Origin of the sequence: Streptomyces sp. NPDC020299 (assembly GCF_044387825.1) — a bacterium.
GTDB lineage: Bacteria > Actinomycetota > Actinomycetes > Streptomycetales > Streptomycetaceae > Streptomyces.
The window spans coordinates 105,478-118,398 of record NZ_JBIRWL010000015.1; the positions used below are offsets into that span (position 1 = coordinate 105,478).

General features: G+C 71.8%; 12 protein-coding genes. 2 read left to right on the forward strand and 10 right to left on the reverse strand.

From position 1 onward, the window contains the following. Positions 1–14: 14 nt before the first annotated feature. From ACH45E_RS32710 to ACH45E_RS32720, 3 genes are all read right to left on the reverse strand, one after another. Positions 15–851: an ATP-binding cassette domain-containing protein gene (locus ACH45E_RS32710; RefSeq protein ID WP_361447177.1), complete on the reverse strand. Its 837-nt coding sequence runs from the start codon at positions 849–851 to the stop codon at positions 15–17. Then, on the reverse strand, positions 848–1,843 hold the full coding sequence (locus ACH45E_RS32715; RefSeq protein ID WP_361447175.1) for an ABC transporter permease: 996 nt from the start codon (positions 1,841–1,843) through the stop codon (positions 848–850). The genes ACH45E_RS32710 and ACH45E_RS32715 overlap by 4 nt, the downstream gene beginning before the upstream one ends. Before the next feature lie 164 nt (positions 1,844–2,007). Then, a complete protein-coding gene (locus tag ACH45E_RS32720; protein WP_361447173.1) occupies positions 2,008–3,024 on the reverse strand; it encodes a substrate-binding domain-containing protein in 1,017 nt (338 codons plus the stop codon). Between the two features lie 249 nt (positions 3,025–3,273). Here ACH45E_RS32720 and ACH45E_RS32725 point away from each other — a divergent pair, with 249 nt between their 5' ends. After that, positions 3,274–4,236 carry a carbohydrate kinase gene (locus tag ACH45E_RS32725; RefSeq protein WP_361447171.1) on the forward strand — a complete coding sequence of 321 codons (963 nt, stop codon included), beginning with the start codon at positions 3,274–3,276 and terminating at the stop codon, positions 4,234–4,236. A gap of 82 nt (positions 4,237–4,318) precedes the next feature. Beyond that, positions 4,319–4,609, forward strand: a complete 291-nt coding sequence (locus tag ACH45E_RS32730; protein ID WP_361447169.1) for a putative quinol monooxygenase — start codon at positions 4,319–4,321, stop codon at positions 4,607–4,609. Between the two features lie 171 nt (positions 4,610–4,780). Here ACH45E_RS32730 and ACH45E_RS32735 read toward each other — a convergent pair whose 3' ends face one another. The 7 genes from ACH45E_RS32735 to ACH45E_RS32765 all read right to left on the reverse strand — a co-directional run bounded on the left by ACH45E_RS32735 (position 4,781) and on the right by ACH45E_RS32765 (position 12,901). Then, positions 4,781–5,479: a response regulator transcription factor gene (locus tag ACH45E_RS32735; RefSeq protein WP_361447167.1), complete on the reverse strand. Its 699-nt coding sequence runs from the start codon at positions 5,477–5,479 to the stop codon at positions 4,781–4,783. Positions 5,480–5,599: 120 nt separating this feature from the next. Then, positions 5,600–7,246: an NADase-type glycan-binding domain-containing protein gene (locus ACH45E_RS32740; protein ID WP_361447165.1), complete on the reverse strand. Its 1,647-nt coding sequence runs from the start codon at positions 7,244–7,246 to the stop codon at positions 5,600–5,602. Next, positions 7,243–7,818, reverse strand: coding sequence for a phage tail protein (locus tag ACH45E_RS32745; RefSeq protein ID WP_361447163.1), 576 nt, complete (start codon positions 7,816–7,818; stop codon positions 7,243–7,245). Before ACH45E_RS32745 ends, ACH45E_RS32740 begins: the two co-directional genes overlap by 4 nt. Continuing rightward, on the reverse strand, positions 7,818–9,779 hold the full coding sequence (locus ACH45E_RS32750; protein WP_361447161.1) for a putative baseplate assembly protein: 1,962 nt from the start codon (positions 9,777–9,779) through the stop codon (positions 7,818–7,820). Before ACH45E_RS32750 ends, ACH45E_RS32745 begins: the two co-directional genes overlap by 1 nt. Continuing rightward, complete coding sequence (locus ACH45E_RS32755; protein ID WP_361447159.1) at positions 9,779–10,231, reverse strand: GPW/gp25 family protein; 453 nt, start codon at positions 10,229–10,231, stop codon at positions 9,779–9,781. The genes ACH45E_RS32750 and ACH45E_RS32755 overlap by 1 nt, the downstream gene beginning before the upstream one ends. 37 nt (positions 10,232–10,268) lie before the next feature. Next, positions 10,269–12,176, reverse strand: a complete 1,908-nt coding sequence (locus ACH45E_RS32760) for a VgrG-related protein (protein ID WP_361447157.1) — start codon at positions 12,174–12,176, stop codon at positions 10,269–10,271. Next, on the reverse strand, positions 12,176–12,901 hold the full coding sequence (locus ACH45E_RS32765) for a LysM peptidoglycan-binding domain-containing protein (protein WP_361447155.1): 726 nt from the start codon (positions 12,899–12,901) through the stop codon (positions 12,176–12,178). Before ACH45E_RS32765 ends, ACH45E_RS32760 begins: the two co-directional genes overlap by 1 nt. Positions 12,902–12,921 lie beyond the last annotated feature (20 nt).

The following is a 12,921-nucleotide window of genomic DNA, read 5'->3' on the forward strand; positions in this document are numbered from 1 at the left end:
GCTGAATCGAGTTGTCAGGTGGCCTGGACTCCGGCGGCCTTCGCGGCCTCCGAGTCCGCTACGACAGTACCGCCGGTCTCGTCGACGCTGAGCGCGCCGGTCATGATGGCGACGACCTCCGCCATGGAGTAGTCGGAGGGCTTGATCAGGGCGGCGCGCCGGCCCAGCCGGTGGACGTGGATACGGTCGGCGATCTCGAAGACGTGGGGCATGTTGTGGCTGATCAGGACGACCGGCATGCCCTTGTCGCGGACCCGGCGGATGAGGTCGAGGACCTGCGCGGACTCCTTGACGCCGAGGGCGGCGGTGGGTTCGTCCATGACGACGACGGAGCGGGCCCAGGCGACGGAGCGGGCGACCGCGACGGCCTGCCGCTGTCCGCCGGAGAGGGTCTCGACCGACTGGGTGAGCGACCGCAGGCCGATCTTCAGGTCGGCCATGTGCTCGGCGGCCTCCTGGCGCATCCGCTTCTTGTCCAGCATGCGGAAGACGCTGCCGAGGACGCCGGGGCGGCGGAGTTCGCGGCCGAGGAACATGTTGGAGGCGATGTCCATGGAGGCGGCCACGGCGAGGTCCTGATAGACCGTCTCGATGCCGTGGGCGCGGGCGCTCTGCGGCCCGGAGAACTGGATGGGTTCGCCATTGAGGCGGATCTCGCCGGCGTCGGGGACCACCGCGCCGGTGAGGGCCTTGATGAGGCTGGTCTTGCCGGCTCCGTTGTCGCCGATGACGGCGAGCACCTCGCCGGGCATCAGGTCGAAGTCGGCGCCGTCGATGGCGGTGACATGGCCGTAGCGCTTGACCAGACCACGGGCCTGCAGAACGGGCGTGGGGGTGTCGGTGGCGGTCATCGTGCCTTCTTCCGGGAGATCTGGTCGACGGTCACCGCGAGGATCACCAGGACGCCGGTGATCAGGGTCTGGTAGATGGACGCGACGCCCATCAGCTGAAGGCCGTTGCGGAAGATGCCGACGATGAGGACGCCGATGAAGGTGCCCAGAACCGATCCACGGCCGCCGAAGAGGCTGGTCCCGCCGAGGACCACGGCGGTGATGCTGTCGAGGTTGTCGGTCTGGCCCGCCTGGGGGTCGCCGACTCCGGTGCGGGAGATGAGCAGCAGGGCGGCGACGCCGTACAGCAGACCGGCCACGGTGTAGATGCCGATGGTCAGGCGGGAGGTGCGGATGCCGTTCAGCCGGGCCGCCTCCTGGCTGTTGCCCAGGGCGTAGACGTGCCGGCCCCAGCCGGTGCTGCTGAGCGCGTAGGCGAACGCCAGGAACAGGGCGATCGTGACCAGCGAGCCGTAGGTGATGTCGGTGTGGCCGAGCGGGAAGGTCTCCCCGAGAGCGGTCAGCGGGCCGGGCAGGCTCGAGACGGTCTGCTCCTCGGAGTAGATGTGCGTCAGCGCGAACGCCACGTTGAGCATGCCGAGGGTCACGATGAACGGCGGCAGCGGGATCTTCTGCACCAACAGCCCGTTGAGCAGGCCGAAACCACCGCACACCACCAGCCCCAGCGCGATGGCCAGCAGCGGGGGCAGGGAGCCCTCGGCCGCCATCTTCGCGATCACGATGCTGCCGAACGCCATCACGGCCCCGCACGACAGGTCGATGCCCGCCGTGAGGATGATCAGGGTCTGCCCGATGGCGAGGGTGCCCACGACCATGACCTGCTGCACGATCAGGGAGAAGTTCCCCCCGGTGAGGAACTGGTCGGTCGAGAGGGAGAAGAAGACGCAGGCGATGATCAGGGCGGCAAGGGGTCCGGTGGTCGGTGCCGTGAGCAGTCTGCGGGCCGTGGTCGGTGCTTTCAGCTCCGCGTACGGCGTGGTCGTGGCTGTCATGCAGAGTCCTTGTCGGATTCCGTGTCGGAAGACAGATGACCTTGTCCCAGGGCGAGGACGGGTGTCCTCGCCGCCGGACAAGGGGGGCGGCCGTCCCTGGTCGGGGAGGTGGGGCCGGCCGCCCCGCTGGGGGAGTCGTGGTGTCGTACGGTCCTCGGGCCGGCTCAGCCCCAGCAGTTCTCCAGGCCGAAGGCGGTGTCCTTGGACGTGACGCCCGTCTGCGCCTTGTCGGTGATCAGGTTGACGCCGGTGTCGGTGTAACCCGACGCCTTCTTGCCGGTCTTGGCGTACGTCACGACGGCCTTGACACCCTCGGCGGCCATCTTCAGCGGGTACTGCTGCGAAGTCGCCGCGATCTTGCCGTCCTTGACGGCCTGGGTACCGGTGCAGCCGCCGTCCACCGAGACGATCAGGACGTCCTTCTCACGGCCCTTGGCCTTCAGGGCGGTGTACGCGCCCAGGGCGGCCGGCTCGTTGATGGTGTAGACGAGGTTGATGCCGGGTTCCTTCTGCAGGCAGTTCTCCATCGCCGTCTGGCCCTTGGCCTGGTCGCCGCCGGTGTCCTGGGCGCAGGCGACGTCCTTGTCGGTGGCGCCGAAGCCCTTCAGGAAACCGTTGTGCCGCTGGACGCCGACGGAGACGCCCGGCGCCAGGTCGAGGGCGGCGATCTTCGCCTTCTTGCCCTTCATCGCGGCCTTGGCGTACTCGCCGATCAGCTGGCCGGCGTTGAGGTTGTTCGTGGCGAAGAGGGCGTCCACCGCGCTCTGCGGCTCGGTCGGGGTGTCCAGCGCGATGACGAGGACTCCCTTGGCACGGGCCTTCTGGATCGCCGGCACGATCGCCTTGGAGTCGCTCGGGGTGATCAGGATGCCCTTCACACCGGAGGCGACCATGTTCTCGATGGCGGTGACCTGACCGGCGTTGTCACCGTCGAACTTGCCCGCCGCGGTGACCAGCTGGGCGCCGTCCGCCTTGGCGGCCTTCTCCGCGCCCTCCTTCATCTTCACGAAGAACGGGTTGGTGTCGGTCTTGGTGATCAGTCCGACCTTGACGGTGCCGGAGCCGGAGCTCGTGGAGCTCGACTTGGAGCCGGATCCGCAGGCCGTCAGGGTGAGGGCCGCGATGCCCGTGACCGCGGCGACTCTGACGAGGGAGGAGGACAGACGAGTGGTGCGAGACATGAACGACTCCTGTGGGATAGCGAGCGGCACGGGGTGGGTTCAGAGCATGTCGCCCGGGAGTGTCATCGTTGACTTATGTCATCGTTGACACCGCCTGGCGAGGATGATGGACTCCGCATCCCGGCAACGTCAATGCCTTCCACCCGTCACAAATCGGCAACGTCCGTGGCCGTCACCCCTGCGCAGCCCGCCGGCAGCCGCGTCGTGAGGTGACTCTTCCGGCCGGCCTTTCCGAGAGAAGAGCAGCCCATGAGCCCGCGTCAGATCACGGTTTTGGGAGAGTGCGTCGCGGACGCCTTCACCGAACCGGCCAGCGCCTCGAACGAACTCGCGCTGCGGGTGCTGCCGGGCGGCGGACCTGCGAACACGGCGGTGGCGCTGGCTCGTCTCGGCACTGAGGCCCGCTTCCTGGCGCGCCTGTCCGGTGATGTGTTCGGCCGGCTGTTCCGGGCTCATCTGGAGGCCTCCGGCGTGGATCTGTCGGATGCCGTCGCGGCCACCGAGCCGAGCACGCTGGCGGTCGCGGAACTGGACGCACAAGGGCAGGCGGCGTTCTCCTTCCACGCGCAGAGCACCGCCGACTGGCAGTGGACGCCGGCCGAGCTGGCAGGGGTGGATCTGTCCGGAACCGCCTGTGTGCACACCGGCTCCCTCGCGCTGGTCCGCGAGCCCGGCGCGGCGGTGGTCGAGGAGTTCCTGGCCGCGGCCGCTGTCCGGGCCACCATCAGCATCGACCCCAACGTCCGGCCGCTGCTGGTCCGTCCCGAGGTCTACCGCGCCCGGCTGGCGCACTGGTGCGGTCTCGCCGACGTACTGCGGCTGAGCGAGGACGACCTGGAACTCCTCCTGCCCGGCACATCGCCCGAGGCGGCGTGCGACATCTGGCACGCCGAAGGAGCGCGGCTGGTCGTGATCACGCGCGGCGCCGACGGTGTCCTGGCCTCACTCGACGGCGAACGGGTGCGGGTGCCCGCCGTGCGGACGCGGGTGGTCGACACGGTCGGCGCCGGGGACTCCTTCACGGCCGGCCTGCTGCACCACCTCGGTACCGGCGGACACCTCGGCGGCAGGCTGACCGGTCTGGAGCTCGGCGAGGTGGCCGAAGCATGCGTGTTCGCCGCCCGGGTCGCGGCCCTGACCTGCTCGGTCGCCGGCCCCAATCCGCCCTGGCAGAACCAGCTGGCGCAGCTCGCCACCGCCGAAGGCGCCTGACGGACGTATCTCCGCGAACCGGCGCGAACTGACGCGAACCGCGCGAACTGACGAGACCCGACGAGAACGAGGACACGAGACCATGAAGAAGACCCTGCTCGCCGAGTTCACCGCCCGTGAGGGCGCCGAGGACGAGGTCTCCCGCCTGATCCGGGAGTACGCCCTGAAGGTGCGCGAGGAGGAGGGCAACCTCGTCTTCGACGTCTACACCAAGGAGTCCGCCCCGCGCGCCTACTGGATCTTCGAGGTGTACCGGGACGAGGACGCCTTCCAGGCGCACCTGAACGCCCCGTACGGCGGCCCGTTCAACGCCGCCCTCACCCCGCTGATCGAGGAGGACGCCTCCGTGCTGACGTTCCTCGCCCCGCTGTAGCCGCTGCGGCCACCGGTTGCTTCGCCGCCCCGACTCTGACCCCGAGACGGCGAAGTACCACCGATAGGGCGGAAACGAGAGGCACCTCGTGGAATCGAGAACGAGGCGTCTCGCGCTGCCGAGCATAACCGCCCCGGGTGACCGGGGGGCGTGGGAACTTCCTCACTCGAGTCAGGCCGCGGGCCGTACCAGGCCCGTCTCGTAGGCGAAGGCCACGGCCTGGACGCGGGCGCGGGCCCCGATCTTGGCGAGGACGTTGCTGACGTGGGATTTGACGGTGGTCGGGGCGATGGACAGGGATGCGGCGATCTCGGCGTTGGACCAGCCGGAGGCGACGGCGATGAGGACGTCTCGTTCGCGTCCGGTGAGGGCGTCGAGCCCGGAGGCGCGAGGGCGGGGGAGGGCGGTGTGCTGCTGCCGGACGGCGTCGATGAGTGTGCGGGTGAGGCCGTGGGTGATGACGGCGTCCCCGGCCGCCACGACACGGACGGCCGCGGTCAGTTCCTCCGGGGAGGCGTCGTCGGGGAGGAACCCTCGGGCGCCGGCGCGCACGGCGGCGGAGGCGTAGCCGTCCTGACCGGCCGTGGTCATGACCAGTACCCGGGGAGTGAAGCCCTCCCCGTCGGCGGATCCGGGGAAGCCGGGAACGCGCGGGGGCCGCGCGATGCGCCGGATGGTGTCGATGCTGTCCGTGCCGGACGGCTGGCTGTCCATGAGGACGACGTCGGGACGGAGCACGGTGCTCGCCCGGACCGCGTCCTGCCCGCCCGCCGCTTCCCCGACGACCGTCAGGTCGGGCTCGGACGTCAGGAGCGTGCGCAGGGCGAGGCGTTGGAGGGATTGGCCGTTGACGACGAGTACGGAGACCATGCTCGTCTCCCGTTCATGAACGAAACTGTTTCGTTCATCTTATCCCGGAGTGGCCTCCGTGGGTAGCAGCGCCACCGATGCCGTGCGGGGGGCCGCCGCGGGGCGGCCCCCCCGTGTGCGTCAGTTCGCGTTCGACGGGCCGAAGAACTCGATCTCGGCGATGGCCACCTGCTTGCTCGGGGAGGGCTGGTAGGCGGATTCGAGGGTGAGGCGGACCGCGGTGACCTTGCCGACCCGGAAGGCGCGGCGTTGGGCGCCCGCGCCCTGGTCGAGGATGAGTTCACGGGTCGTGGTCTTGCCGTCGGCCGTGGTGACACGGGCCTCGACGCGGTGCGGGAGGGCCGACTTGGAGAGCTGGTCGGCGTGGGTCGACGTCCCCGGTGTGATGATCACGTCGAGGAGCCGGGTCGGCTGGTCGAAGCGGGCCTCGATCCACTGGCCCTGGCCGGAGTCGGCCACCCCCGGGCCCCACCAGGTGTTGCTGAGCTTGTCGAAGGCCAGCTCGGGCTTGTGCCCCGGGTACGAGCGGGACGCGGCGACCTTGTCCGGGGCGGCCGGGGCCCGCTTGGCGAAGTGGTCGCGGGTCGCCTGGACGCCCTTGGGGATGTTGACGACCAGGACGATCAGCAGGGTCAGCACGAGTGCCGCCCCGAGCCAGGACAGTACCCGGTCGAAGGCGCGGCGCAGCCGCGGGCGGTCGCCGGCCCACGGGGCCTCGCGGTGGCCGGCTCCCCACAGCCGGCGCCACCACGGCAGGCGCGCGGGGGCGAGGCCCTCCCCGGCCATGGGCATCGCGCACCGGGTGCAGTAGTGCCGGTCGGGCCGGTTGCGCGTGGCGCACCAGGGGCACGGGATCCCGCCGTCCGCGCCGAGTTCCTCACCCGGGGCCCGGACGGCCTGCGGGCGCTGCGGGGCCGGACGGCCGGGCAGCACCGGGGCGACGGAGGGGGACGCGGCGGGGCGCGGGTCCGGGTCGGAGACGGGCACGAGGAGCTGGCGGGCGCGGTCGGTCAGGCCGTCCGGGGCGCCGGGAGCCGGTGCCGGGGCCGCGCTGGGGACGGGTGCGGTGGGGGCGGTCTCGTCCACGGGAGCGGGGGCGGAGGGGCGGGTGCCGATGGGCGAGGGGACCGTGTCGGGGGCGTCGGGCGCGGCGGCGGTGCCGACGGCGCTCCCACCGCCCTCGTCCCCGTCGGCGAGCGCGGCCGGGGCCGGTTCCGGGGCGGTGCCGGAGGCGGCCGGTGCCGTCCCGGACTCCCCGCTCGCCGTGCCCGAGCCCAGCAGGTCCCGCGGGGCGCGCGCCAGGCCCGTACCGCCGTCCCGGCGGGAGAACGCGTCCCAGCCGGGGCCCGCGTCGGCCGGCGTGCCGGACGCCGGGCCGGGTGCGGACGCCGCAGCGGGAGCGGGGACGGTCCGCCCGGCCGGGGGCGCGGTGGGCCGCGCCTCCCGCGAGCCGCCGTCGGCAGCCGTGCCGGGACCGTCCGCCGTACCGGACCGACTCGTCGAGCCGTTGCCCGAGTCGCCCGCCGGTCCGCCGGCGGAGCGGGCCGCGGTCGTGCCGGGCCGGGTCGCCAGGGCACCGCCGGAGTCGTCCGCCGGTCCGTCGCCGGAGCGGGGCCCGGATCCGCCGGCCGATGCCGTCGCGGCACTACCGGCCGCCCGGGACCCGGCCTGGCCGGTCCAGCTCAGCACCGCCCCGCAGGCGTCGCAGAACGACTGCCCCGGTTCCGCGCGGGTGCCGCATTCGGCGCAGTTCTGGGTGGTCGTCATCTCTCCGGGGTCCTTTCGGCGGGTCGGGCGGTGTCCGCGGCGGTCACCTGGACCGTGTACGGCATGTGGGCGGGCCGGGCGGCGGCCACCAGGGTGTCCAGGCGGTGCCGGTCGGCGGGGGTCGGGTCGGGCAGCCGCAGCCGGACGTGCAGCCGGGGGCGCGGTTCGCCGGGGACCGGGCCGAGCGGGCGGGCGCTCCAGTCGGCGCCCCCGCTCTCGCTGATCTCCGGTTCCACACCGAACGCCAGCCGCACCGCCTCGGCCAGCCCGCGCCGGGTGCCGCGGATGCGGTGCAGATACGCGGCGGCGGCCACGGCGGCCCGCAGCAGCGGCTCGGGTTCGCCGCCGTCGGTCTCCGCACCGACCCAGACGCCCAGCCACTGGGCGAAGTCGAGCGGGGCGAGGGACGGCCGGAAGTAGGTGTCCAGGCAGTCCAGCACGCTGTGGACCGGCGCGATCACCTCGTCGAGACCGGCGACGAACCGCTGGGCCAGATCGTCGTCGGCGAACACGGCGGGCAGCATCATGCCGATCGGCGCGGAGGAGCCCAGACCGTCGATGGAGCCTCTCATCAGGAGCCGTCCCCGATCACCCGGACGCGATGGTCGAAGGAGAACACCAGCGACGGCGGCGACAGGTCGATGCGGTCGGTCGCCTCCCCGCGCTTGCCGGTCAGCGGGTCGGCGGGATGCAGGACCACCTGGTCGACCAGCTCCACCCCCGGCACGCGCTGGAGCACCGCGAACACCTCACCGGACTGCACGGGCCGCCCGAACGGCCAGCCCTTGCCGTCCGCGCCACCGGTCAGCGGGTCGAGGTGCCGGTAGAGCGCGTCGTGTGCCTCCCGCCGCACCCGGTCGGTGTCGGCACCCCGGAAGGCGTGCACCGTGGCGACCACCGTCACGCCCTGGTAGTACGGCGGCCCCACCGCCAGCCGGGTCCCGATCAGCCGACGTTCGTCCAGGTGCCGGGTGATGCGGCCCAACAGGGCGTCTCCGGGGACCAGTTGCTCGAAGCGCAGCCGCCCGCCCGGGTCCGGGACCGCCTGCGGGACGACCAGCACCCGTACCGCGTACGCCCCGTGCTCGCCCTCCTCGCCCTCCAGGCAGGTGATGCGCGCGGTCTCGGGGGCGGCGCGGCGGGCCAGCTCCTCGTAGTCGCGCAGGGTCACCGCCCGCTCCTGGGCGCGCAGGGTGATCGGCGCCCGGACCTTCGCCTCCTCGACCGTCTCCCCGTCGACCCCGCCGCGCGCGGCCTCCCGGTTGACGACCTCGGAGACGTACGGGATGGAGGTGCGCAGGATCTGCACGGCGCCCCGGGCCACGTTGCCCGCACGGCCGCCGCCGGTGCGGTAGCGGCGGGCGCGGACCGGGGAGCCCTTGGGGGCGACCGTCCCGTACTGGCGCAGCGAGCCGTCGGGTTCGCGCACGGCCGGCCCGAAGGCGATCTCGCCGGTCGTGGCGTCGAGGGTGATGTGCCGGTCGTCCGGGCCCGAGGCCGCGAAGTGCGGCACGACCTGCCAGTCCACCCACCCGTCGTGCTCGGCGGTCTGGAGCAGTACGGGCGGTTCGTCGCCGACCACGGGCGCGTGCGCGAGCCGCAGCCGCTGCCCGGGCAGCCCGGTGGACTCGCCGAGCGCCTCGTCGTACACCGTCTCCGCGTGGACGACGGGGGTCGTACCGCCGATGGTGAAGGCCTCGGCGGCCCGGACGGTGGGGGAGGTGGTGTAGAAGGGCTGGCCGGGCAGGGGTTCGGTGACCCGGCAGCGGATCCAGCCGGCCTCCTGGCCGGCGTTGCGGGACAGGACGTGCCCGCCGGGGACGTGCAGGATCACCTCACCCGGGCGGTTGAGGCCGCCCGTGCCGTCCCGGTCGACCTCGCAGGGCTGCCAGCCGTCCGCGGTCCACGCCTCCCACACCAGCGGCGGCTGCCGCGGGTCCACGCCGACGCCGTCCACCCGGCTGTCCAGGTCCAGGGCGAGCGCGCAGTGCGGTACGGCCGCGGTCAGGCCGAGCAGCATGCAGTCGCCGGGGTCGGGGGACTCCGAGAAGCAGAGCAGGTCCTTGTCCTCCTCGGCGAGGTCATGCGTCCGCTCCACCGCCGCCTCGCCCTTGTGCTGCACCAGCAGATGGCGCAACTCGCAAGGCACGACAATCAGTTCGCGCTCAGTGGCGAAGACGACCGCCTCCTCGCTCTCGGTGCGCATGGTGGCGACCTCGGTGCCGAGCGGCACGGAGATCGGCTCCTCCTGGGGCGCCGACAGCCAGAACGTCACATCCGTGCGGGCGGCGGACGGCGGGAACAGGGTGATCCCCACCAGGTCCAGGAACGCCAGGTGGTTCTTCTCCGGCACCCGGTTGAGCCGGTAGACGATCTGGTCGGCCATGTGTGCGACCGTCTCGACGAGGGTGACGCCGGGGTCGGAGACGTTGTGGTCGGTCCACTCCGGGGCGCGCTGCTGGATGTAGCGCTTGGCGTCGTCGACGAACTGCTGGAAACGGCGGTCGTCGAGGTTGGGGGAGGGCAGGGCCATCAGCGATCGCTTTCCGGAGCCGGGGAGTCGCCGTGAGCCGGCGTGGTCCCGTCCGGCTCGTCGTGGGACGGAATGACGTAGAACGGGAAGACCAGGCTGCGCGGGTTGTTGGTGCCGCGGATCGAGTAGCGGACGTCGATGAACAGCACGCTCTGGTCGGAGCCGGCGGTGACCTCGACGTCGTCGACCTCGATGCGCGGCTCCCAGCGGTCCAGGCTGACGTGCACCTCGTGCTGGATGCGGCCCGCGGTCTGCTCGTTGACCGGCGCGAACACCAGGTCGTGGATGGCGCAGCCGAAGTCGGGCCGCATCGGACGCTCGCCCGGCGCGGTGGACAGCACCAGCCGGATCGCCTCCTCGACCTCCCGCTCCCCGCTGACCAGGGCGATCCCGCCGGTCGGCCCGATGCGCAGCGGGAACGACCAGCCGGAGCCGACGAACTGTTCGGCCATCAGAACCACACCCCGCCTTCCAGGGCCACGGAGACCGTCACGGGATCACCATCGGCACGGGGATGGTGGTGACGCCGAACGTGGGGGACGCGACCAGGGTGGTCGGCGCCTTGATCGTCGTGTTGACGAGCGAGTTGATCTGCACGGTGGCGTCGCCGGTGAGGCTCGCGATGCCGATGGCGCTCAGGTTCAGGGCGCCCGCGGCGTTCACCCCGATCTCGCCCGCGGCCCGTATGTTGACCATGCCGCCGCCCTGGATGCTGAGCGGGCCGCCGCTCTTGATGGTCAGACCGCGGCGGGCGCTCAGCGAGAGATCGCCGCCCGCCTCCACCGACACCGACCGGCTGCCCTTGATCGTGACATCGCCCTTGCTGTCCACGACGATCTCGGTCTTCGTCCGGTCCAGATTGATGACCAGCTGCTTGTCGCCGGACGTCAGCCGGACGCCCTGCTTGCGGCCGCCGGTCTTCTGGCTGAGCAGGTCCATACGGTTGCCGTCCCGGTCGGAGACGGTGTGCCGGCTCGCCTTCTTGCGCACGGTGTCGTGCAGCGGCACGTCACCGACGACGGTCGGCTTGTCCTTGCCGTTGTAGAGCCCGCCGATCACGAACGGATGGTCGAGGGCTCCCCGGTCGAACGCGACGAGCACCTCGTCGTTGACGTCCATCGGGAAGATGCCGCCACCGCCGAGGCCGCCCAGCTGCACCGTTCGCGTCCAGTCGCTGACGTAGGTGTCGTCCAGCCACGGGAACTGCAACCGGACCCGCCCCTGCTTGAGCGGGTCGTTCACATCGGTGACCAGGGCGTTGGCCACGCTGGGCAGCCGGGGCGCGGTGTCGGTGCCGCCGGAGCTGAGCCCGTACAGCGAACGCCACTGCCGTCCGCTGACCGTCACCCAGGCCTCGTAGTGCTTGCCGTCGCCGAAGACGTGCCGTACGGAGGTGACGGTGTACTTGCCCTCGAACGGCTTGCCCACATCGGCGAGCGCCACCGGAACTCCCGGACGCAGCTTGGGATTTCCGCGGGCGACGACCTCCAGCTCGGCGAACGCGCCGGTGACGTCGTCGGCGAGGGCGTCCGCGGCGAACTTCACCTCGTTCTGCTTGTCGTAGGGCGTGCCCGTCTCGACCAGCTTGGCCGTCTTGAACTTCCCGGCCGCGGCGCCCGGCGTGGTCCCGATGCCGATACCGGGGTTGGTGGTCGCGGGCGCGGTGGCGGTGAGCTTCTTCTTCGTGGTCACGTCCCACCCGCGCGACTCGACCTTGCCGACCTGGTCGGCGGCCGTGACCGCGGCCCGCAGCCGCAGGATGTCGTGCCCGGCCTGGAGCACGAACGGGCTCTTGTCGCCGTCGGTGTTCGGCGAGGGCGCCCCGGAGGCCGACTTGGGCTTCACGAACTGGAACTTGCCGTCCGCGTCCACCGACATCACCATCTCGTTCTCGTCGGCGAGCCGCGCGAGGAAGTCCCAGTCGGTGACGTTGGACTGGCTGATGAACTCGTACACCGTCCGCGTCGACTCGATCCGCCCGACCGGCACCCCGTCCTGGGCGGCCAGCTTCCGGGCGATGTCGGAGGCGCTCTGGTTGCGGTAGGCGGCCACCCGGCGCTGCCGCAGCAGACGGTGCCCGAAGTCGTAGCCGCGGATCACGGTGAAGGTGCCGGTGCCGTCGTAGTCGGCCTCGAGACCGGTCACCTCGCCCGTCAGCAGCGGATCGGAGGCGCCCTGCCCGTCGGCGACCGGAGCGAGGACGACCTTGGTGCCGAAGGTGACACCCAGCTTGCCGAGAAGCAGCCGGTACGGGTCCCGGAAGGTCAGCCGGAACGCGGCCGGCACGCCGGCACCCTGGTCGACGTAACAGTCGACGACGGCCCGGGAGAACTCGGAGGGCAGCTTGGCGCCGCCGATCTTCACCTCGACGACGTTCGAGAACGCGGACCGCACCATCAGGCACGCACCTCCTCGGCGGCGGGCAGTACGAGTTCGGTGCCGGTCGGCAGGTGCCCGGGGTCGTCGATGCCGTTGGCCTCGGCGATGGCCCGCCAGGCCGCCGCGTTGCCGTACTCCCGCCAGGCCAGCGACTGCAGCGAGTCACCCGCGACGACCCGGTGCACGCGCTGCGCGGTGAGCGCGCCCGAGGTCGGGTTCTGCCCCTTGGTCTTGCTGGGGATCTCGTGCAGCTGCAGCCGGCAGGTGGCGCGGATGGGCACGCCGGTCGTCCCGAAGAGCGTGTAGGTGGCCTCCACGGAACTCACGTACGCCGTGAACCGGGCGGTGGAGAAGGACCCCCACTGGAGCACCACCCAGGGCGGCGAGGGCTGTTTCGCGGCGATGCTCTTGGTCGTCACCTCGCAGCAGTCGAGCAGCGACTCCACCTTCTTCAGCACGGTGTTGCTGGTCGGTTCGTCGGAGGAGTCGAGGAAGATCTCCACGCCCATCTCCCGCGGCCGGGACCCCATGAACTCCGGCAGGGAGCCGTCCCGTTCGATCTGCGCGGGGGTGGTCTTCCACTCGGCGTGCCGGGTCAGCGACAGCTGCGCCGGATTGAAGTCGAAGCCGAACGTCTTGATGATCCCGCCGGGGGTCGTGCTGCCGCCGACGGGGGGCTCGTGGATCGCGAGCGTGGCGCGTACGAGGCTCTTGCCGGCGCCGCCCCTGCTTCCCTTGGCCATGCTGGTCCGTCCCCTCAGCC

Bases quoted from the DNA above. Each gene is read 5' to 3' on its own strand.
- ACH45E_RS32710 (WP_361447177.1), bottom strand. From the start codon at position 851: ATGACCGCCACCGACACCCCCACGCCCGTTCTGCAGGCCCGTGGTCTG.
- ACH45E_RS32715 (WP_361447175.1), bottom strand. From the start codon at position 1,843: ATGACAGCCACGACCACGCCGTACGCGGAGCTGAAAGCACCGACCACG.
- ACH45E_RS32720 (WP_361447173.1), bottom strand. From the start codon at position 3,024: ATGTCTCGCACCACTCGTCTGTCCTCCTCCCTCGTCAGAGTCGCCGCG.
- ACH45E_RS32725 (WP_361447171.1), top strand. From the start codon at position 3,274: ATGAGCCCGCGTCAGATCACGGTTTTGGGAGAGTGCGTCGCGGACGCC.
- ACH45E_RS32730 (WP_361447169.1), top strand. From the start codon at position 4,319: ATGAAGAAGACCCTGCTCGCCGAGTTCACCGCCCGTGAGGGCGCCGAG.
- ACH45E_RS32735 (WP_361447167.1), bottom strand. From the start codon at position 5,479: ATGGTCTCCGTACTCGTCGTCAACGGCCAATCCCTCCAACGCCTCGCC.
- ACH45E_RS32740 (WP_361447165.1), bottom strand. From the start codon at position 7,246: ATGACGACCACCCAGAACTGCGCCGAATGCGGCACCCGCGCGGAACCG.
- ACH45E_RS32745 (WP_361447163.1), bottom strand. From the start codon at position 7,818: ATGAGAGGCTCCATCGACGGTCTGGGCTCCTCCGCGCCGATCGGCATG.
- ACH45E_RS32750 (WP_361447161.1), bottom strand. From the start codon at position 9,779: ATGGCCCTGCCCTCCCCCAACCTCGACGACCGCCGTTTCCAGCAGTTC.
- ACH45E_RS32755 (WP_361447159.1), bottom strand. From the start codon at position 10,231: ATGGCCGAACAGTTCGTCGGCTCCGGCTGGTCGTTCCCGCTGCGCATC.
- ACH45E_RS32760 (WP_361447157.1), bottom strand. From the start codon at position 12,176: ATGGTGCGGTCCGCGTTCTCGAACGTCGTCGAGGTGAAGATCGGCGGC.
- ACH45E_RS32765 (WP_361447155.1), bottom strand. From the start codon at position 12,901: ATGGCCAAGGGAAGCAGGGGCGGCGCCGGCAAGAGCCTCGTACGCGCC.